Annotated in this window: 19 protein-coding genes and 2 tRNA genes; 14 read left to right on the top strand and 7 right to left on the bottom strand. The window is 66.7% G+C overall.

The annotated features are described in order from the left end of the window. The first annotated feature begins 9 nt into the window (after nucleotides 1–9). The 5 genes from Q0C57_RS08535 to Q0C57_RS08555 all read left to right on the top strand — a co-directional run bounded on the left by Q0C57_RS08535 (nucleotide 10) and on the right by Q0C57_RS08555 (nucleotide 6489). A complete protein-coding gene (locus Q0C57_RS08535; RefSeq protein WP_296574917.1) occupies nucleotides 10–1272 on the top strand; it encodes an OmpA family protein in 1263 nt (420 codons plus the stop codon). 158 nt (nucleotides 1273–1430) lie between these two features. Beyond that, nucleotides 1431–3701, top strand: coding sequence for an SUMF1/EgtB/PvdO family nonheme iron enzyme (locus Q0C57_RS08540; RefSeq protein WP_296574921.1), 2271 nt, complete (start codon nucleotides 1431–1433; stop codon nucleotides 3699–3701). A 13-nt stretch (nucleotides 3702–3714) separates the two neighbouring features. Beyond that, on the top strand, nucleotides 3715–3867 hold the full coding sequence (locus tag Q0C57_RS08545) for a hypothetical protein (RefSeq protein WP_296574924.1): 153 nt from the start codon (nucleotides 3715–3717) through the stop codon (nucleotides 3865–3867). A gap of 52 nt (nucleotides 3868–3919) precedes the next feature. Further along, complete coding sequence (locus tag Q0C57_RS08550; protein WP_296574927.1) at nucleotides 3920–4615, top strand: Crp/Fnr family transcriptional regulator; 696 nt, start codon at nucleotides 3920–3922, stop codon at nucleotides 4613–4615. After that, entirely contained in the window at nucleotides 4612–6489 is a 1878-nt protein-coding gene (locus Q0C57_RS08555) for a CHASE2 domain-containing protein (protein ID WP_296574930.1), read from the top strand. The genes Q0C57_RS08550 and Q0C57_RS08555 overlap by 4 nt, the downstream gene beginning before the upstream one ends. 7 nt (nucleotides 6490–6496) lie before the next feature. Here Q0C57_RS08555 and Q0C57_RS08560 read toward each other — a convergent pair whose 3' ends face one another. The 3 genes from Q0C57_RS08560 to Q0C57_RS08570 form a co-directional block, all read right to left on the bottom strand. Next, nucleotides 6497–7102, bottom strand: coding sequence for a FecR family protein (locus Q0C57_RS08560; protein WP_296574934.1), 606 nt, complete (start codon nucleotides 7100–7102; stop codon nucleotides 6497–6499). 161 nt (nucleotides 7103–7263) lie between these two features. After that, entirely contained in the window at nucleotides 7264–7584 is a 321-nt protein-coding gene (locus tag Q0C57_RS08565) for a hypothetical protein (RefSeq protein ID WP_296574936.1), read from the bottom strand. 55 nt (nucleotides 7585–7639) lie between these two features. After that, nucleotides 7640–7707, bottom strand: a tRNA-Ser gene (locus Q0C57_RS08570). Between the two features lie 117 nt (nucleotides 7708–7824). On the opposite strand from Q0C57_RS08570, the gene Q0C57_RS08575 reads away from it, so the two are divergent. The 4 genes from Q0C57_RS08575 to Q0C57_RS08590 all read left to right on the top strand — a co-directional run bounded on the left by Q0C57_RS08575 (nucleotide 7825) and on the right by Q0C57_RS08590 (nucleotide 12899). Then, the gene (locus tag Q0C57_RS08575; RefSeq protein WP_296574939.1) at nucleotides 7825–9063 is read left to right on the top strand and encodes a site-specific integrase; all 1239 of its coding nucleotides are present in this window, start codon (nucleotides 7825–7827) and stop codon (nucleotides 9061–9063) included. Continuing rightward, nucleotides 9063–9752 carry a hypothetical protein gene (locus tag Q0C57_RS08580; RefSeq protein ID WP_296574942.1) on the top strand — a complete coding sequence of 230 codons (690 nt, stop codon included), beginning with the start codon at nucleotides 9063–9065 and terminating at the stop codon, nucleotides 9750–9752. The genes Q0C57_RS08575 and Q0C57_RS08580 overlap by 1 nt, the downstream gene beginning before the upstream one ends. A gap of 83 nt (nucleotides 9753–9835) precedes the next feature. Beyond that, the gene (locus tag Q0C57_RS08585) at nucleotides 9836–10063 is read left to right on the top strand and encodes a hypothetical protein (RefSeq protein WP_296574945.1); all 228 of its coding nucleotides are present in this window, start codon (nucleotides 9836–9838) and stop codon (nucleotides 10061–10063) included. Between the two features lie 673 nt (nucleotides 10064–10736). Then, on the top strand, nucleotides 10737–12899 hold the full coding sequence (locus Q0C57_RS08590) for an AAA family ATPase (protein ID WP_296574947.1): 2163 nt from the start codon (nucleotides 10737–10739) through the stop codon (nucleotides 12897–12899). 1005 nt (nucleotides 12900–13904) lie between these two features. On the opposite strand, the gene Q0C57_RS08595 is transcribed toward Q0C57_RS08590, so the two are convergent. From Q0C57_RS08595 to Q0C57_RS08605, 3 genes are all read right to left on the bottom strand, one after another. Further along, nucleotides 13905–15647, bottom strand: coding sequence for an SIR2 family protein (locus Q0C57_RS08595; RefSeq protein WP_296574950.1), 1743 nt, complete (start codon nucleotides 15645–15647; stop codon nucleotides 13905–13907). 86 nt (nucleotides 15648–15733) lie between these two features. Continuing rightward, nucleotides 15734–16417 (bottom strand): recombinase family protein, encoded by a 684-nt coding sequence (locus Q0C57_RS08600; protein WP_296574953.1) that lies wholly within the window; start codon nucleotides 16415–16417, stop codon nucleotides 15734–15736. A 263-nt stretch (nucleotides 16418–16680) separates the two neighbouring features. Beyond that, nucleotides 16681–16944, bottom strand: coding sequence for a hypothetical protein (locus tag Q0C57_RS08605; protein WP_296574956.1), 264 nt, complete (start codon nucleotides 16942–16944; stop codon nucleotides 16681–16683). Nucleotides 16945–17174: 230 nt separating this feature from the next. Here Q0C57_RS08605 and Q0C57_RS08610 point away from each other — a divergent pair, with 230 nt between their 5' ends. The 5 genes from Q0C57_RS08610 to Q0C57_RS08630 are packed head-to-tail and all read left to right on the top strand — an operon-like array spanning nucleotide 17175 to nucleotide 19725. Next, complete coding sequence (locus Q0C57_RS08610) at nucleotides 17175–17867, top strand: hypothetical protein (RefSeq protein WP_296574959.1); 693 nt, start codon at nucleotides 17175–17177, stop codon at nucleotides 17865–17867. 5 nt (nucleotides 17868–17872) lie between these two features. Next, nucleotides 17873–18172 (top strand): hypothetical protein, encoded by a 300-nt coding sequence (locus tag Q0C57_RS08615; protein ID WP_296574962.1) that lies wholly within the window; start codon nucleotides 17873–17875, stop codon nucleotides 18170–18172. Between the two features lie 13 nt (nucleotides 18173–18185). Beyond that, a complete protein-coding gene (locus tag Q0C57_RS08620; protein ID WP_296574964.1) occupies nucleotides 18186–18626 on the top strand; it encodes a hypothetical protein in 441 nt (146 codons plus the stop codon). Next, a complete protein-coding gene (locus tag Q0C57_RS08625) occupies nucleotides 18608–19039 on the top strand; it encodes a hypothetical protein (protein WP_296574968.1) in 432 nt (143 codons plus the stop codon). Before Q0C57_RS08620 ends, Q0C57_RS08625 begins: the two co-directional genes overlap by 19 nt. Next, the gene (locus tag Q0C57_RS08630) at nucleotides 19036–19725 is read left to right on the top strand and encodes a hypothetical protein (RefSeq protein ID WP_296574972.1); all 690 of its coding nucleotides are present in this window, start codon (nucleotides 19036–19038) and stop codon (nucleotides 19723–19725) included. The genes Q0C57_RS08625 and Q0C57_RS08630 overlap by 4 nt, the downstream gene beginning before the upstream one ends. A gap of 254 nt (nucleotides 19726–19979) precedes the next feature. Here Q0C57_RS08630 and Q0C57_RS08635 read toward each other — a convergent pair. Beyond that, nucleotides 19980–20056: transfer RNA gene (locus Q0C57_RS08635), tRNA-Arg, on the bottom strand. Between the last annotated feature and the right edge of the window lie 32 nt (nucleotides 20057–20088).

A 20088-nucleotide genomic window follows, 5' to 3' on the forward strand; every position in this document is an offset into this window, starting at 1 on the left:
GGATACGCCATGTTGACCGTTATCACCTCCTTCCCTTCCACCTGGCGCAGATGGCGCCAGGCAATCCCGGCCCTGGCCCGGTTCGCGGCCCTTGCCGCTCTCCTGTGTGCGAGCCTGATGGCCTTCAGCGGTGCAGGCGTCGCCCAGGGGCTCGGCCAGCCGCCGGCCCTGCCACGGCCTCCGCAGCTCGTTCCCCTGGATCGGGCCTTCCTGAATGCGGCAACCGCCCTCTTCAACACCGTCCCCGTCACCGCCGAGAAGACGATCATCGTCATCGATCCCCTGGTCGACGGGATCACGGGGATTCAGTCGGCGGCGACACGGGGCTTCGACCGGCGGATCGCGGCGCTGGTCGCCGAGCGCTACCAGCACATCGAGGTGCTGCCTTTCACGGTCGAGAACCTGGCCAAGGCCAAGTTCATCTTCATCGGCACGTTCAACACCATCAACAATGCGGGACAGCCGACCGGGCCCCGGGATGCGTTCTGGATCTGCTTCGCCCTCATCGACCAGGCGTCGAAAACCGTCGCCGCCCGATCGGTCGCCAGAGCCACCATCTCCGACGTCGACATTGCGCCGGCGCGCTTCTATGCGGATACCCCCGTCTGGGGGCTCGACGCGGCCACCATCGCCTATATCGAGACCTGCCAGCGCTCCCGGCCCGGCGATCCCGTCAGCCCGGCCTATATGGCCCAGCTTCCCGCGGCCGCCCGGATCCGCGAGGCCACCGTCGCCTACGAGGCGGGCGATGCGCGCCGCGCGCTCGACCTCTACCGCGAGGCGAGGGCCATGCCGGAAGGCGACCAGTTGCGGGCCCTCAACGGTCTCTACCTGGCGCTGATGGCCATCGGTGAGAGGGACGAGGCGGCGAAGGCCTTCTCGCAGCTCGTCAGCAATGGGCTCAGCCTCGGCCGGCTGGGGGTGCTGTTTCTCTTCGAAGTGGGCACGACGAACTTCAACTCGCAGACGGCAGCCGCTGCGCATTACGCGAACTGGCTCAACGAGATCGCGACCCGCGCGGGCAGTGCGGAAGGCTGCCTCCAGGTCGTCGGCCATGCCAGCCGGACGGGCCTCGAGGCGTTCAACGAGCGGCTGTCGCGTGAGCGCGCGGAACGGATCATCGCCTTGCTGGCGGAGCGTGCTCCCGGTCTGGCCGGCCGCCTCAGGCCAGCGGGTGTCGGCTCACGCGAGGTCTTGGTCGGACTGCCGCGGGATGATAGCAGCACGGATATCGATCGCCGTGTCGAGTTCAGGGCCGCCACCTGCGCATGAGTTCAGTCAACCCTCCCACCCCGGCGGCAGACGATCGCCGTCCACTACCGCCGGGAACACGGGTCGGTGACGATTTTCTCATCCTCAAACACCGCGCCTCCGGATCCGCGGCGCTGAGCTACGAGGGATTGCGGCTTGCCGACCAGGCGAGCGTGATCTTGACCGAGTTCTTCCCTGCCGGTCTTGCGGTCAGGCTCGACGACGGCTCGGTTCAGCCGATCCGGGGCTGGGAGGGGGATGTCGATGCCGGGCTTCAGGCCTTCCTGGCGCGTGCCGCCCGCCTGCGGAGCCTGGCTGATCCTGCCATTGATGCGCCGCGACAGGAGCTGCAGGCCTTCGGGACGGTCTACCTCGCCTCGTCCGGAACGTCCGGTCCGCCCCTGGATGTCTGGGCCAACGACCTCCTGAGGCGGCCGAGCGCCGCCGACCTCGCCATGATCGGCCACCGTCTCGTCCATGGCCTCGCCGGGCTGCATCGCCTCGGGCTCGCCCATGGCGCCGTGTCGGCGCGCGAGGTTCATCTGAACGCGCCCTCCGACGTCGTGCTTGCAGGGGCGCTGCTCCAGGCTGCGGGCCCGGAGGCGCGGGCGGGCGATCTCGCCGCGGCGGCGGGTGTCCTCTACCGTCTGGTGACGGGGCTTGCCGTGCCGCCGCCGGAGCGGGACCGTCAGCTCGATGCCCGCTTCGCCGCGGTTTCCGTTGCCGCGGGCGACTATCCCGACGCGCTCCTCGAAGCCCTGGATGCCGTGCTGGAAATCGGAACCGGGGCCATTCCTGTCGATCCCGACCTCTGGACGCGGGACTTTCTGGCGGTGACGGCGGGACTTGCGGGCGTTGCCCTCGTTCCGCCGCCGCGCGAGACCGCGGCTGCGGCCCAAGCCGCGCCGGCCGCCCCGGTTCCATCGGGTGAGCAGCAGCCGGCTGAGCCTGTTTTGCCCCCGGTCCAGAAGCCCCGGTCGGACCCGCCGAAGGCCGCGCCCGCCGGCGATCGGCCGCGACGCGCCGTCATGCCCATGGTCGTCCTGACCGGACTGGTGCTTGCCGGCCTTGCCGGCTGGCTCTCGCTGCAGCTCCTGCGCCAGTCTCCGTCGGCGCCATCTCCCGTCGCGAGCGCTTCCGCCCCCCGCGCCGCCGGTGAGGCACCTGCTTCGCCCGCCGAGCGCCTCGTGCCTGTTTCGCCGCCCAGGAATGAGTCGCAGTCTCAGCCTGCGGCCGTTCCGGCCCCGCCGCCGGTCGCCGGGACGCCTGCACCCCCGGCGATTGCGCCCGCTCCGCACTCCGAGCCGGCCCGTGAGACGCTGGGGCCCGCGGCATCGCCGGGAGCGCCGGATCTCGCCGTGACGCCCGTTCCAACCCCTGTCCTCCCGCCGGACCGGGATCAGGTTGGTGCGCCGCCGCCGGCCGGTGCGGAGGATCGCGCGCCGGCGATCGCCTTCGCGCCACCGGCGACGAGTTCGGCCCTGCCGACACCCGCCGAGATCCTGAGCCGCGAGGTCGAGACTGCGACGAGCGCTCAGGCGCTTGTCGACCTCATGGCCCGTGGCGCCGATCGCGACGCCGCCGAATCCCGGATCGCGGCCCTCGGCTATGTGCCGATCCAGGCCGGCGCGACCCGGATCTTCCGCAAGCCCGGCGATGGCGAGGGCTTCCGCGACTGCGACACCTGCATGGACCTGGTGGTGGTGCCGGCCGGCCGGGTCACCATGCAGATCTCGATCGCCAATGCGAGCCGCGAGATCGGCATCGATCTGCCGCGCCCCTTCGCGGTCGCCCGCCATGAGACGACCCGTGGCGATTTCGCCGCCTTCGTCAGGGAGAGCGGCAGGGCGATCGCACCGGGATGCCATGCGCGATCCCCGTCCTGGCGGCTCGATCCGGTCCTGTCCTGGCAATCGCCCGGCTTCGACCAGGGGGATGACCATCCGGTCGTCTGCGTCAGCTTCGAGGATGCGACGGCCTATGCCGCCTGGCTGTCGCAGAAGACGGGACAGCGCTATCGGCTGCCGACCGATCCCGAGTGGCACTATCTTGCCGCCGCCGAGCGGTGGCTGAGGCGCGACAGTCCGCAAATGTGCATGATCGGTAACGGAGCGGACCAGTCTGCCCGCGCCGCCTTCCCCGACTGGGAGGCGACCGGCTGCACCGACGGCGCTGTCTACACCGCGCCCGTCGGCCAGTTTGCCGCAGGGCTCTGGGGTCTGCACGATCTCAACGGCAATGTCTGGGAATGGGTCGCGACCTGCGCACCGCAGCCGCGGGCCGATGCCGAGTTTCCGCCGCGCGATTGCGAAGCCCAGGCCCCGCGCCTGCTGCGCGGCGGGTCCTGGGCCGATCCGCCGAGCCTGCGCATGCTCGATGCCCGCATCATCAGCGCGCCCGCCATTCGCGATCAGGTGGCCGGCTTCCGGCTGATCCGGGAAATCGACTGATCGTCCGGCCCGCATGATCTGCCTCCTGGCCGGCGGCAAGAATTTGCTTGAAGCTGGAACCGTCATGCTGATCATGCCGGGATCGACGGTGGCCGCCGACGTCGCGCAGGCGCGGAGCCATCGTCGGAGCGGAAGAATCAGTCGCCCGGTGGTGCAGGTCGCGTGAGCTTGCGAGCAAGGCCTGGCGGCGCAAAGACGGGCCCCCAACGGGATCGATGATGAGCGAGAGCAGCCCAGCCCTTGAGATCCTGTCGCGCCATCCCTGGTTCGGAAAGGCAGGCGATCAGCTCGCATCGCTCGCCGGACGTGCCCGGGCAAAGGCCTGGACGGGCGGCCAGACCATTTTCCAGCGGCGGGAGAACGCGGATTCGCTGGTCATCCTCGTCTCCGGCCTCGTCCGCCTGTCGCTGATCACCGAGGAAGGACGCGAGGTCACCGTCCGCATGGCGGCGGCCGGCGAAGTCTTCGGCGAGCTCGGTATCCTCGATGGCGAGCCCCGCTCGACCGATGCCACGGCGCTCACCAAGGTGGCCGGCTTCACGCTGGCGCGCGAGGATGTCTGGGGACTGATCGAGGCATCCGGCCCGTTCCGGAAGGCCGTCATCGGCGGGCTCTGCTCGCGGCTCCGGGAGACCACCGCCCAGCTCGAATCGATCGCCCTGATGAGCATCGAGACGCGGGTGGCCCGGCTTTTCCACCACCTCGCCGTCGATCGCCGCAAGGAGGGTGGCAGGATCGAGGTCAGCCTGCCCTATTCCCAGGGGGAACTGGCGTCCCTGGTCGGTGCGACGCGGCCGAAGGTCAACCAGGCGATCTCCCAGCTGCTCGATCGCGGCGCCCTGGTGCGCACCAAGGCCGGCTATTCCTGCCACCTCGAGAAGCTGGCGGAACTTGCCCAGTTGGACGAGATTTGACGGGCTTCCTCTCAGGCGCCCGCCGCCGGCGGCTGGCCGCTCTCACGGCGGGCATGCTCGCCGCCATCCTCGGCGTGTTCGTCGCATTCGTCATCGAGACCAGCCCGGCCGGCCGCCTGCGGGAGAGCGGCTTCGCGTTGATGGGGTGGTTCGCACCGCGCAGCGCACCGGCCGGCATGCCTGTCATGGTCGTCGATATCGACCGGGCCTCGCTCGGCCTGATGGGGCCCTGGCCCTGGTCACGCGACAGGCTCGCCACGCTGGTCGACAGGATCGCCGCCGCCGCGCCGCAGGCCCTCGGGGTCGACATCGTCCTCGCCGACCGCCGGGATGATGCGGGCGCGCCTCTCCTCGCCGCGGCCATCGGCAAGGTGCCGACGGTCCTTGGCGCCGTGCTCGATCCGGAACAGGTGACGACGGCGACGGTTCCGCCGCTCGCCATCGTGCTCGTGGGCGATGGCGGTGACGTCCAGGTGCCTGAATCCCCCGGCGTGATCGTTCCCCCCGAGCCCTTCCTCTCGGCCGCCCGGGGCATCGGCATCGTCTCGTTCCTCGCCGGCGACGAGATGGCCGACCAGCTGGTCGTCACCAGTCCGCTCGTGGTCAGCGCCCAGGGTCTGCCTCTGGCCGGCATCGGACTGGCGCTGGTCCAGGCCCGGTTCGATGCATCGAGCGTGATCATCGATGTCCCCGGCGGACGCCTCAGGGTGGGAGACGCCTCCGTCCCGCTGACGCGCGACCTGTCGCTGCGCCTCCATCATGGCCGGGCCGGCGACCGCGTCGCCCGCACGCTCTCCGCGGCGCGTCTGCTGCGCGGCGAGGACGCTGCCGCCCTGAAGGACCGCATCGTGCTGCTCGGCGCCAGCGCCCCGGAGATCGGCGGGCTGCGCGCCACCCATGCCGATCCCTTCATGCCGTCGGTCCAGATTCTCGCCGACAGCGTGGAACAGATCCTTGCCGGACAGGCGCCGGTCAGGCCGCCGCATGGCCGGTCCGCCGAGATCGCCGCGGCCCTGGTCATTGCCCTCGGCGGCATGGTGGCTGTGCTGGTCGTGTCCCCCTTCATCGCCGCCGGCGTGTCGCTGGTCCTCGCGGCGGGCTGGGTCGCGCTCTGTCTCGGCCTGTTCGGCCTCGGCGGATGGCTGCTCGACCCCCTCGGCCCGCCGCTCATCGGCCTCGTCCCCGTCCAGGTGACGGCTCTCATCCTGTTCTCGGCCACGCTGCGCGAGCGGCGGGCGATCGAGCGGCGCTTCGCCCAGCATCTGCCGGCCGAGGTCGTGGCGAAGATCGCCGACGACCCCTCGCGCCTCAAGATCGACGGCGAGGGGCGCGAGATCACCGCGCTCTTCACCGATATCGAGGGCTTCACCGCCATGACCGAGCGCGCATCGCCCAAGGAGCTCATCGCCCTGCTCGACGCCTATGTGGAATTGACCGCCGGGATCATCGTTGCCCATGGCGGCATGGTCGACAAGGTCGTCGGCGATGCTGTCCATGCCTTCTTCAACGCGCCGATGGACTGCGACGATCACCCGCGGAAGGCGCTCGCCTGCGCGCGGCAGATGCTGGCCGCCACCGAACGGTTGAGGGCCTCCCCGCTGGGCGTCAAGCTGGCGCTCGGGCGCACGCGCATCGGCATCGAGACGGGCCCCGCCATCCTCGGCGATATCGGCGGTGGCCGGAAGCTCGACTATACGGCCCACGGCCCCGCCATCAATGCGGCCGCCAAGCTGGAGGCGGCCAACAAGACCTTCGGTACGTCGATCCTGATCGGGCCGGAGGCCGCGGCCCGGCTTCAGGCGGAGGATCTGCGGCCGGTGGGTGCCTGGCAGGCGAGCCCTGCCTCCGCGCCGCGGACGATCTTCACGGTCTGACGCGCCGTCAGCGCAGCAAGGCCCGGAAACTGGCGGCGCGTTCGCGCGACCAGGGCGTCGGCGGCGCCGGCCTCTGGCCGCGCCGCGCCACGGTCGTGCCTTCGCCGGGCCCGAGCGTGACGGTCACGCCCGCCGCCCGCACATCCACCCGCCCCTGGTCGACCAGAACGGAAAAGCCGCGGGCCGGCTCTCTTCCGACGACGAAACGGGTGCCTCGGACCGCCACCAGCGCATAGGGGCTGCGTACCGTCAGCCCCCGCGGCAGGCGGCCCTGCACATCCACCCCGACGGCCCCGGAACCGATGGTGATCGTGCCGCCCTGGTTGGCGATGAAACGGTCGATGCGGACGCGCGCCTGGCCGCCCATGCGCAGGGTCGTGCGCTCGCCCAGGGTCATGGCGACGCGGCCCTCCGGCTCGGTCCGGACGAGATCATTGAGCATGACGCCGGTCTCGCGCACCAGCGAGCGGGTCGTGCCGGCATTGTCCGCGAAGGCCGGGCCCTGGCCCTCGGTGACGCGGCCGACCTCGGCCGCCATGGCGGCAGGAAGGCCGAGGCTGCCGACAGCCCAAAGCCCCAGTCCGAGAAACCCCAGCAAACGACCCGACGCCATCGTGAATGCCTCGCCTCATTGGTTCGCGACTGCAGCGACCATGATGCTAGCACAGCGTGCTGCCAGTTCCGTGCGGAACAGGCATGCTCCCGTCGATGCCGGTCGGACCGGGCGGATCCGCGCGCCCTGACCTTGGCCGACCAGCGGATGATCGCCGTGGGTCATCCGACCTGTCGGGGCCAGCGGGCCGCGTTCTGCGCCAGCCCGGTCTCGAACAGGAAGTACTGGCCGGGGAACCGCAGGGTCTGGGTCGCCGTGCCGGTGATGGCGTGGACCTCGCCGAAGGGCCGGTCAACCGCCTCCCAGACATTCGCCTTGGAACCGTTGGTCAGCATGATCGGCCGGTCGAGGTGATCAGCGTGGACATGCAGCAGCTGCGGCGAGGCTGTGTCGACATTCGCGACGATCGCCAGCGGCATGTCGTCGAACCAGACGTATTCCCTGACCGTCGCGCCGTTCGCGCCATTGGCCTCGATCAGCACCTTGCCGGAGAGGTCATCGGCGAAGTGGGTGGTGCCGGCGGGAGATCAGCGAAAATGGCGCGCCCGAAAGGATTCGAACCTCTGACCCCCAGATTCGTAGTCTTGCTACACTAGATGCATCGCATTGGGTCACGTTGACATATTAATTATTTAGGTCCATTTGTCTTTCACTGTAATGCGAGTAATTGCTGCGCTAGTGGTAGCTAATTGGTAGCTGCCCCGGACCGAAGGGCGAAGGCAATGCCGACCGTGAAGTTGACGAAATCCGCTGTCGACGATCTGCCGACCGGTGGCGTTCTTTGGGATCAAGCCGTGCGAGGCTTCGGCGTCAGGCGGCAATCGCGCGATCCGGTCTTCGTGTTGAAGGCCCGCGTGAACGGCCGTCAGCGCTTCCTCACTATCGGTCGGCACGGTTCGCCTTGGACCGTGGACACAGCCCGGAACGAGGCCAAGCGTCTGCTTGGCGAAATTGCTGGCGGCCGTGATCCGGCTGAACGACGCGCTGACGAAAAGAGCGCCCCGAGCGTTGGTCAGCTTGCCGACGATTTTTTGAAGGAGCACGCCACCGTCAAGCGGAAGGCCTCGACGGCGGACTACTACAGGATGATTATCGAGACGCACATCAAGCCAGCGTTCGGCCACCTGAAGGCCAACGCACTGACTTCGGCTGAAGTCGAGAAATGGCACGCGGGCGCGAAGCGGAAGCCGACCGGCAACCGTGTGGTAGCGGTCCTGTCGAGCATCTATTCATGGGCTGCGAAGACGAAGCGTCTCCCCGATGGGCCAAACCCGGCGCGCCCGGTCGAGCGGTATCGAGAGGAAGCCCGCGAGCGCTACCTGACCTCTGACGAACTCGCGCGCTTGGGCGACGCCATCCGTGAAGCCGAGACGGTCGGCATCCCATGGAATGTGCGCGAGACGACGAAGGCGAAGGCCACAGCCAAGCATCTGCCCAGGGAGGGCAATCAGCGGACGAAGATCGCGCCTGCCGCCGCCGCCGCGCTGCGGCTCTTGATCCTGACCGGCGCACGGCTTCGCGAAATCCTGCATCTCGAATGGCGACATGTCGATCTGGAGCGCGGCATTCTGTTCCTGCCGGACTCTAAGACCGGCCGAAAGGCGCTGGTGTTGAACGGGGCGGCCGTCCAGCTTCTGACCGACCTTCCGCGCTTTGGCCGCTATGTGATCGCGGGCGCGAGCGTCGGGACCGAAGACGAGCAACCGCGATCCGACCTGAAGCGGCCATGGGCGCTTGTGGCGACGCGGGCGAAGCTGGAGAACGTCCGCCTTCACGATCTGCGGCACACCTTCGCGTCGGTCGCGGCGGCTTCGAACATCGGGCTTCCTGTCATTGGCAAGCTGCTTGGCCATTCGCAGACGAGCACGACCGAACGCTATGCACATCTCGCGGTCGACCCGGTGCGGGCCGCAACCGATCTTGTCGGGCAGAAGCTCGCGGCTGCGATTGGCGGACGCTGATGACCGACGATGTGAAGCGCAAAAGAGGCAGGCCACGGAAGACCCTTGATGAGGCGAGGGCGAAGCTCGCGCCCGGCAAATCGCGCCTTACACGGGCGGAACAGAAGCTGCTTCAGGAAACGGGTGAAATCGAACGGCGGTCGGCAGGGCGTTACCCGACTGAAATCGGCGTCGACTATGCGGTGCGCGTCGCCGCCGAGTGGGAGGCGCAACTCGTTCGCGCCGGCCACTCGCCAGAGGATGCGAGGCGGGAAGCGGCAAGGCTGGCAAGCGACGACTTGACGCTAAGGCAAGAGCGCGAAGCCGAAGCAGAAAACACGGCGGCTAAGCCGAATGGCGGCCGCTCCTTCATCCCCGTCCAGACGATTTGGGAAACCGATCTAGCGACAGGGCAGATGCGCCCGGTTTCACTTGCAGAGAACGCCCGAGACTGTGGGCATGAAGCGCCCGAACCGTTGTCGGATCGCGCCAAGGATGGCGGCCACCAGCGCGGGCGCTCGCGTATGGAAAAGATCGCGCGCAGGCTGGCTAGCAATAACGGGGCGCAAGCAAGGGAAGCTTCCGTCCGCACCGCCGAATTGGGAACTTTAGGCGATGAGATGCAAACGGCTGGCCAAGCGCAAAAAGTCACGCTTGCGCGTATTCAAGTCGGACGAAAGCCGAAAAGCGGAGCACGAATTAAAGACTGATTTGGCGGATATTCTGACCCCTTTAGCGCGCTGCATTGTCTGGCCACGCCGCTAACCCAGCGGCAAACCGGAGCACCGCCCCAATGTCCAATCCGAAGTATCTGCGGCCTAGCGCCATTGCCGAGCGCTACGGCATTTCCGAATCTGCCCTTGCCCAATGGCGTTGCCGTGGTGACGGTCCGCCCTTCGCGAAGCCGTCCAGCACCATCGTTCTCTACGAGGTCGACGCTTTCGAGCGCTGGCTTGCGGCCCGCACATCCTCGAACACGGCCGAAGCCGCCCGGAAGGCGGCCGATGCGAACGCCGCCTAAGCCGACCATCATGCAAGCGGTCGCGTTGCAAAGGCTCGCAGCCGTTCGTGACACCCGACCGGACTGGCCTTCTGTGTTGCTCGCGCCAATTTCGCCGCCGGCCGAACCTACGGACGCGCGGCCTAAAGGCGATCTAGAACCCGAACAGACCAACGATGGCCCGGAAGCTTGAACACCTGACCGGGCGGCTTTGGGCTGTCGTATGGCGTGCGGGCGGGAAGCGATACCGGCGCATATGGGTCGCGCCAGTCTCTGGCGGCGGCCGTCCTGTCTCTCCGGGCGAAGCGCTCTATGCGGCGTCGGATGAAGCGTTGCTCCGGTTCGGAGCGCGGCCGGCTCATGGCGTGGCCGACGAAGATGACGACGGCCCCGCCGGGTAAGGCGAGGCCGCGAAGATCAAAGACATTTTCAATCACACCGGCGCGACTGGCAGGTCACGCCCTAGGAGCCCTCAACATGCCGAACCATGCACGCAAGTCTGTTGCCACAGTCATCCACGATCCCCTGCTAGGCGACCTTCAGGTCGTCGTCAGTGAGCCCGGCACCACCCGGCCGCCAGCCCCGTCGACCACTCCCGAAGATGCGCCAGCCGGATCGGTTGTCGCCCCTGCCCATCGACCGACCGGCCCGCCGTCCGCCTCAAAAGTCGCCGCTCGCCGCAAGGGCGGTCGTCATGGCTGATGAGAACTTCCTTGATCGGGTCTTTCCCGAAAGCGCGCCGGGCGTCGCTGCCGGCCATCAGGACGCGAGCCTATGGGATGAAGCCCCGTACGAGCATGTCCTTAGCAACGGCCGCGCTGACGATACGTCTAGACGGCTCGCGCTGGCGCTCGCCATGGCGGTTCGCGGCTTGCGGGTCTTCCCGCTCTTGCCCGGATCAAAGGAGCCGCCCAGGGGGGTCGCTGGCGTTACGCGCGCCACGACCGACGCTGCGACGATCCGAACTTGGTTCGCGGACGATCCGGCCATGAACTACGGCATAGCGGCAGGCGCTGGCCTGATCATCGTAGATGTGGACGCGACGAAGGGCGGCCACGAGGCGCTGAAGACGCTTGGCTTACCCGAGACGTTTGCCGTCAAGACGCCCGGTGGCGGGTTGCACCTTTACCTTACCGGACCGGACGTAGCGCAATCGGTCGACCGGATCGCGCCGGGCGTCGATATCCGTTCGGCCGGCGGCTACGTCGTCGGGCCGGGCAGCTATTTTGCGGACCCCAGCGGCAAGAAGGGCTATGCCGGCCCCTACGAGATCGTGTCCGATCTCCCGGCCGCAGCCGCGCCGGAAAGCCTGATCTTGCGATGTGGCCAGCCGCGCGAGCGTAGCGACGCGCCGCCGGCCGCCGAACAGGACGCGCCCGCCGATCTGGCCCGCGCCCGCTATTGGCTCGCGAACGCACCACCTGCCGTCGAGGGGCAAGGTGGCGACGCGGCAACCTACAAGGTGGCGTGTGAGCTTCGCGACATGGGGCTGACGGAACCGACCGCGCTGGACCTCATGCGCGAGCACTGGAACGCGCGATGTTCGCCGCCATGGGACGACGCCGGGCTTTCTGCCAAGGTCGCCAATGCCTTCACGTATGGCCAGAACCAGCCCGCCGTGAAGTCGACGGAGGCGCTCGCGGCCGGGTTCGGCGACGCGGTGACGCTGGACGGCCCCGCCACGGCGGAAGCCGCATGGCAGGGAAGCGACGCGCCATCGCCGTTGATCCGGCGGAAGATCAGGGCTGGCGAGATGCGCCCGCCTGTAGCATGGCGGATTAAGGGCGTGTTGCCTGCAACCGGCGTCGGCATGATCTTCGGCCCGCCTAGCGCTGGCAAATCGACCTTGGTGCTGGATTTGGCGGCGCACCTGTCCGGTGGGCGCGACTGGTTCGGCCGGCGGACAAAGGGTCGGGCCGGGACGCTTATCCTAGCGTGCGAGGGGGCCGGTTCGCTTGGCACCCGGCTAGACGCATTGGCTGGCAACGGCACCGCGCCGGCTATTGAGGCTTGGGACATTGGGGCGTTGAGCGTGAGCGGCCTTGCGTCCCTGCGGTCGGAACTCGCCAAGGCGGACGCCGAGTGCCGCGAGCGCCACGGTTTTGGCATCGGGCTTGTGGTGCTCGACACCATCTCAGCTTCCGGCCTGGTAGACGACGAAAACGCCAATGCCAAGGTCGCGGCTGCGTTGAAGGCGCTGGCGGATTTTGCGGGGAGCGTCGGGGCGTTCGGGCTGGCGGTCCATCACCCGCGCAAGGACGGCGAGACGTTCCGGGGCGCGGGCGCATTCGAGGGCAATACCGATTTGATCTTCGAAGTGAAGCGCGACGGCGGCGCATCGACCGGCGTGCTGTCCATCCACAAGGCGCGCGATGGCGAGACGGGGAAGCTCGGTGGCTTCCGGCTCGCGCCGGTCACGTTGGGCCAGGACGAAGACGGCGACGCTGTGACGGCTTGCGTCGTGGAGCCGCGATCCATGGTGATCGGCGGACAGGAGAAGCCGGAAGACCCGGACGCGCGCCTTGCCGAGATCATCCGGGGCGGGCCGGATGGCGACGGGCCAAACTCCGCCGACACGCCGGGCGGCTGCTTCCGCATGGACGAGGGCCGGTCGCGTGACAGCATCTATCGAGCCATCGCGGAGGCGTTCGGCATTCCGTTCGGCACGGGTAGCGGCTTTCTGAAGCTCGCGGCACCGGACCGCGCCAAGGTCCGGGCGCAGTTGCATCGCGTCAACGCCCGGCTCGCATGCTCAGATGACGGCCGCGACCGCGAGCGTCGACAAGTCCGCGTGGTGCTGGCGCTACATCCGCAAGGAGCGAAGCCGTCCGACTTCAGCGAGGCCGTCACGCTCTAGGCACAGGAACCGCACCCTCGTATTGTGCAGTCCACGCCCGCTCGGCTTTCTCGAAAAAGCGACGCTTGCCATGATCCGATTCGTTGGAGCCGTCGCTGTCTGTGCGTCTCTGGCTACAACTGCGCAGGCTGAGACGATATCCATGGTCTGCGAGAATCCGAGACGGCAGTATCTCATAGTCTTTGACAGCTTCGCGCGATCGCTGATCGCGAAGGCTGAAGACGGCGATAAGCCCTACCGCGTGGATCGTGTTCGGCGGGTCGGCGATGGCTATGTGATCGAAGGAATGGCTGCGTCCGGCGGGCCGGCCTTCCGAGCGCTCATTGGTGGCCAGAGACTGATCCAACTATTCGTGTCTGGGAAAGTTATCCAGACCGACTATTGCCGTTAGCAGGGAAGCGGCTCCGTTCGAATTAGGTGCTTCGGTCAAGGAAGCTTCACTGCGACCCGCCCGGTTAACCGTCGCGGGTTTCGTGTTCAGGTGAGGCGGCCATAGGATATGAAAGCGCGAAAGCGGCGGATTGAGCGTGCGCAGTTGGTGCGCAGTTCAGGCGGTACTGCGCACCAACTGCGCATGAGCTGCGCACTGCGCACAACTGCGCACTGCTAGTATGAAGACCGCAAAAGATTACAATAAATCAATGACTTATTTGGAAGCAAAACTGCGCATTTAACTGCGCAAAGCTGCGCAAAACCCACTTTGCGCAGTTTGCTCCCCCTTAAGGGGGAGCAGCGCGAGGGCGGCCGAATTGGGGCAGGCGATCCGGTCCAAGCCCATGACCGTGAAGGAAGCTTGACCGATGGCAGATCAGTGCAACGGCGCTCGGACGGGACGGCTGATCGCAGGTCGCGGGTTGATAGCCCTCGCGCGCGAGCGCGATGACGGTTCGGTCGGATCAGTCGAATTGCGCGGGGCCTATGGCCACCATGAGCCTTGCCGACAGGCATTGGCCCGGCTGTTGCGCGATCCCGCCCGCCGCGAGTTTCAGCGCCCTATCCGGCCAACTAACGGAACGCTCGCCTGCTCTCTTGCGAGAATTTGCTAATGGCATCCGTAACGGGTTTCGCCGTCGCCTTGCTGCCGCCCAGCAGCTTTGCTTTGAAAAAGGGATCTTCGTCGGTCAATTCCGCGATGCGCTTTAACTCGGCTTGCAGCGGATTGGTTTCGTGCTTCCAAACGAACCTCCCAGGGGGCATCCAGAACCAAGCATAATTGTCCGAATGAAGGACGCGGTTGTAAGCAAATCCGATAGAGATTTGGACCTCTACTCTATCGAATAGCTCTTCCGTACTCGATCTGCTGACCTGTATATCGGTTGCTTCAGCGCTAAAAATTTTAAACAGGAAGTCGCTGGCCGGGGTCTTGTGCATATCTAACCCAGTTATCCACTTCCAATTGTTGTCTTCAAACGCAGCTAGAGGCATTTTATCAACAAGAGTTGCCTCGCCGTTTCTGGTTTTGATTTTAGTTTGAAATAATGCGTGAATTTGATTCCATTTTTCGCGGTCTAGCAATCCAGCTATATTCCAATAGAAGCAACAACTAGCAGCAAAATCTCGCAAGTTTATTAGAGTGACCAAGCCGCCGCCAATCTCAGGGGAAATGACGAGTGATTTAATTGACTTTGCGACGGCGTAGTTTGCTTCTTCCGTCCCCCAGCGACCGCAAACAAGACACGCGCGGCGAAGAACTTCTGTTCTGGCGATGAATGCGGCAACAAGACCGTTGAGCGCATCGGCGTCCGTTGTCGTGGGAAACTCCGGGCCGGTCACGAATCGCCTGATCTTCTCGGCTTCGACGTGCAGGAACTCGGCCCACTCCATCGCGTAGCGGTCGTCTCGGCAGTAGCGCTTGGCAAGCGCGATGGCCATTTCGATGCTTTGCGGATGCGGGCGCGATGCTTGCTTCAGCGCGACTAGCTGCTGCTCCAGCTTCACGAAGAATGTGTCCGCATCAGTGATGGCCACGCTTCGCCCGCCGCGTCGATCGATCAGGTCTTGCGAGAGCGGACCGATTTTGCCGCGCGCCGCCCAGTAGACCGGGAAGCGTCGGTTCGGCTGACGCGCAATGGCGTCGCGCAAGGCAGTGTCCCACTCACCGGACCATCCGACCACGGTCAGACCGAAATTGTCGAAGACCTGATCTAGCAGGGCGTTCATGGCCGCCCCGTAGCTGGCAAGCTCGCCATCCGTGTTTTTGATTCTCGTATCGAGATAGTCGCCGTGTACCTTGATGACGGTGCACCGGGCGTGAACCAGCGGTTCCGCGCCCGCGATGGCGTCTTCGCTGGCGATGACGGTCGGTTCAATTCCTTCGTCCCGCAGAGCGTTCTCAATCAGCCGGTCGAAGTTCGTCGTCACGATGACCTTGACCGCACCGGCCTTCACCAACCGTGCAATGGCCTGATGCGCTTTGGTCGGTCGACGGCTTTCCTCGTCGCTTTCCGGCGGTTCAATATAGCCGTGGAGGATCGTGCGACGTTCGGCGGCCGTGGACGCGAGCGCGTCCAGCAACTCGGAATAGCTCGGCTCTTTGTCGCCGTGCTCGTCACGAAACCACTGTTCCCAATCGTGGTGATCCGTGACGCCCTTCAGGGCCGCCAAGCGCCTTACCAAGTCCAGCGTGATTTCCCAGCCGGTCGGAATACCGGCCGCTCGTGAAAGGCCAGAGCCGACTAGCAGCGCTTGCGTACCGGGCGCGTGATGCAGAGACAGAGCGAGAGCGTCGAATGGCGGCAGTTCGATCATGGAGGCTCGCGGAAGTTGAAGGACTTCCAATCACTACCTGATTCCCGACCCCTCTTGAACGAACCAGGAACGGCAATCCCCAGCGATCACGCTGTGGCAGGCTGGCGAGCGCCAAGCATCCGCTTCACGCTTTCCGCGCCGTAGGGCTTGCCGGACGGGGAGACATGGCCAGCCGCCGCGAGCCGCGCCGCTGTCTCGCGGAGACTTGGCCGTCCGCCGTTGCGGTCTTTCCGGTTCAGTCGCCGCGCCATCTTCACGACTTCCGCCGGCACCGCCTTGCGGCCTTCCACGCGCCGCCCGGCCTCGCGGCTCTTGCGGTCGCGCGCGCCCCGGAGCTTGGCGACAAGCATGGCCTTCTCGAATTGCGCGACCGCGCCGAGCACCTGCCGTATGAGCGTCGCCGTTGGCGTGTCGTCCATGAAGGCGTCCGGGCTGTCGGTCGCGACAAGCTCAATGCCGCGTTCCTGAAGCAGCCGGAAGCCGGTTTCTTGAACAATCAGATCACGGGCGAACCGGTTGGCTGTTTCGACCAAGATCGTGCGGACACCGTTGCCGGCGATCCGCTCCAGCGCAGCGGCGAAACCCGGCCGCGCGTCAATCGGGTCAGCGCCGGACACGGCCGCATCGTAGAACTCGCCGACGATCTTTAGGCCGGCCAGACGGGCGTAGGTATCGACCGCTTCCCGCTGGCGCGCGAGCGTGTCCTTGTCCGCCCCGACGTTCGCCGCAGACGACGTGCGGAAGTATGCAATCGCATCGGTTTGGCCCATCGCTGTTCTCCCTAAACCGCTGGCGAAATTGGCTGATCGACCCCAATCTGTCAACATTCCTGAGATAGTTGACAGAGCGGACCGCACTCGCACGCCAACCTTGGCTATCCGCCCGTTTGCCCCATCGCTCGCCAGCTTCGCAGGAACGGCGCGTGGCGGGCGCATGGCATTCGATCGATATGGACAGCCTGCCACGCTTGCGCCCGCCACGGCGCGTCCAAGCCCCGTCAACCGCCATGCCGCCGGGCTGGCGCTGGCCTGCTTCAGCCATCGCCGCGCTCGCGGATGGGCTTCGGCAGGCCCGCCGTCGCGTCACCGTCGCCAGCCTCCGCCGAAGCCCGCCCGATAGTGGTGCGAGAACCGCCCGCCGCCAATGCGCGCGAAAGGCACCCGGCCCTCCCCACGGCGTCGCCATCCGCATGGCGCGGGTTTTCGTTCACATGCCGGGGCCGATTTTCGCTCCCGGTGAAGCTTTCCGCCTTGCTTTTCGCGCGGCCCAGCCGAACCAGCGCCCCAGCCTTCGCCATCCGGCCCACCCCGAACCGGCGACCTGTCCGCCCCAGTCAAACCAGGCGCATCAGCCGCTCGCCTCAAGCCCATGGCCATCCGCCAAAACGCCATCAACCGAAGCGCTGATCTTATGTCGCAGCCTCACATCGTCTAGCAAAATCTAATAACGTCTACGCAGACGCATAGAATTATATGCAGTAAATAAACGTTTTACCGTTTGGATAGACTGAAATGTTTGAGTAAATTGATGACCAGCCAGAGGGTCATCAACATGAGCGCCGCCGCCAAAACCAGTCCCGAAGACAGCCGGCACACGCTGGCCATGCAGCAAGCCGCCCTGCAAGGGCAGATCGACAAGCTCTGTCGCGAGATGGCGGACGCCACCGCGAACCGTAACCGGGCCATCGCCGCTGCGACCCTTGAAGCGTCCAAGGCGAACCTTGCGACGAAGGATCAGGCCACAGGGATCGTGGTCCGGCTCGAAGCTGAGTTGGCCGCCGTGCGGTCCGCACTGGCGACCGTGGAAGCCGATGCCGCGAAGCTGGATGAGGCCAAGCGGATCGCGGCCGAAGTGCAGCGCCTGAAGGCAGCGGCGAAGGCATTGGCAGACGCTACAGTCGCCGCGCGCAAGGCGGACGAAGCCGCAGCCGCCTTTGCTGAGAATCTCGCCGCGCTGAAGCAGGCCATCGTCAACGCATCGGTCGCGACGCCCGCCGATCTGCGCAATCAGGTCTTCGGTCACGACCTGCTCGGGGAACAGTCCCTGAAGGCGACCGCGACCTGGCTGCTCGCCAAGACGGGCGTCGTCGCCCGGCCGCTGTTCGAGCCGTCCGACTACCGGCAGACTTTGGCCGCCCTCGTTGAGCGCTTCGGCCTGCCCGTGACGGACGCCGCCAAGGCCGCCGTGACGCCCCCCAAGCCGACCGAATGGGAGGATTGAACCCCATGAGCCAAGTTCGCTTGCTGCAATCGACTGGACCCGCCAGTGCGGCCGGGACCGTGCTCGCGTCGCTGACCCCGACCGAAACCGCCGCATGGGTTGAGGTTCCGGCCGTGACGGCGGCCATCCCATCAGGCGGCGCGCAAATCGAGATCACCGCCAACGCTGGCGCGATGCGCGTGGCCATTCTGCGGCCCGGCCACAACATCACCAACCCGCTCAACAATGGCCACCTGATCGCGTCCGGCGCGGTCTACCGCGATGCCCTCGCGGCCGGGTCGCGCGTCTTCACCAAGCTACCCTGAAGGATGAGCCGTTATGGGCTTCCACCGCTTCGACCATGCGCGTTCAGGTTCGCTCGCCAGCGGCGCGCCGGACAACGCCTTCGCCGTGCTGGACGCCTTGGCGTCTGATGCCACGGCCGCAACGCTGGCCATCAGCCAGGGCGACCAGATGACAGTCACGGCCGGCGGCGCGCTGAAGGTCGAAGAAGCCCCGCACGGTTGGACGGTGACCCCGCCGCCCCGGCGCAACCTCGTGGTGACGCTGCTTCGCCCCGGCGCGGCCGTCGATCCCGACACGGGCGAAGCGGTCGACCGGATCGCGCGCAAGCAGCTTCCCATGGACGCCGTGCTCGTGATCCCACGCCCCCTCAATGCCGAACGACTGACCGTCGACACTGTCGACCGGCGAAAGCTCACGCTGGGGTGGCCGAACACGTCGCCCCTCGACAAGCACGATTGGGGCGCGAGCCGATGACGCCCGCCGAAGCCGCACTCTATGCCGCAGAACACGCCCGCCCCGGCGCGGCTTTCGAACTGGCGCTTGCGGCCGGCGAAGCGTTGGCCTTGTCCGGCCATGGCCATCTCCACCTGAACGACGACGAAGAAGCCGTATCGGTCGCGCCAGCGCCGGAAGGCCGACTCTACGCCAACCTTCGCCAGATCAAGCACGGGGCGGACATGGCCCCGCTTCAGGTGAAGCTTCCGCCGGATGTGGCCTTGATCGTGCTCCGTCCCGACATGCCCGCCACGCGCTTCGCCATCCTTCAGGACGGGACCAAGCGCATCGCCTTCCGCTGCGAAGGCGTCGCGCCCGCCCGGCTGAAGCCGTCGCCGCAAATCAACGCCCTGTCCTTCCTCGCCAGCAATCACAGGACCGTCACGCCATGAGCGAAGCCCCGATCCCGACCAATGGCGGCGCGCCGGCCGGCCCCCCCGCCGATAGCCTCGGCGCGATGCAGGAGCTTGCTCGGCGCGGCAACGCGCCAGGCATCACCCACGACCAGCGCATCAGGCTCGCGCAAGCAGTCAACCGGGAGATCGAGACCGGCGGCTCGGGCTGGGACGCACTTGGCGGGCGCGGCGCGGACGATGCGCGCCAGCGCCAGGCCCAATCCGCGTTGGACGGGGAGGCCACGGCGAAGCGCATGGACCCGAACGCGAATGACGCGCCGCCGGCTGGCCAAACCCCACCGGCTGAATACACGGCCCTCCGGTCGGACGTATTCGCGGACCAAGCCGAGCGCGACGCATTCGGCCAAGTCGCCAGCGCCGCCGGCCTAGATGCCCGGCTCGTCCAATCTGCGGTGCAAGGCATCACCCAGGACAAGCGGATCACCGACGCTCTGAAGGCTGGCGACGCGGCCGTTGACCGGCACTTGGTCGAAGTCCGCGAACTGTTCCACCGGATGCCCGGCGGCCGCGACAACCTGAAGCTCGGGGTGGCCTATCTCGAACATCTGGCGGACAAGTCCCCGGCGCTGGACGCTGCGTTCAACGTCGCGATCATGAGCGCCGACACCATCCTCATGGCCGCAGCGGAAGCCAAGCGCCTGAACTTCCGGCCGGGCCGGTAGCGCCGTTCACAGACCGCGGGGCCGTCCTCTAGCCGCGCTCTCGTGACGGGCGGGGCGGACCTTCACACGCTCCCGCTGCGCCCGCGCCGGGCCTGTTCTCCGCAACAACGGCATACGTCGAACGGGTGACTGATCAGCCGCTGACGATGCACGGCGCTGCCGGGCGCTGACAATCCGGCGGTTGCTAAATGGTAGCTAGCCGCCAGCTACCAAACCAAGCCGCCGTTATAAGTCATTGTTTTTGAAGGGTTAAATGGCGCGCCCGAAAGGATTCGAACCTCTGACCCCCAGATTCGTAGTCTGGTGCTCTATCCAGCTGAGCTACGGGCGCGCGCCGCATCCGAAAAGCAAGGTGCCTCTCGC

The organism is Phreatobacter sp. (assembly GCF_022843985.1).
In the GTDB taxonomy this organism is placed as follows: Bacteria; Pseudomonadota; Alphaproteobacteria; order Rhizobiales; family Phreatobacteraceae; genus Phreatobacter.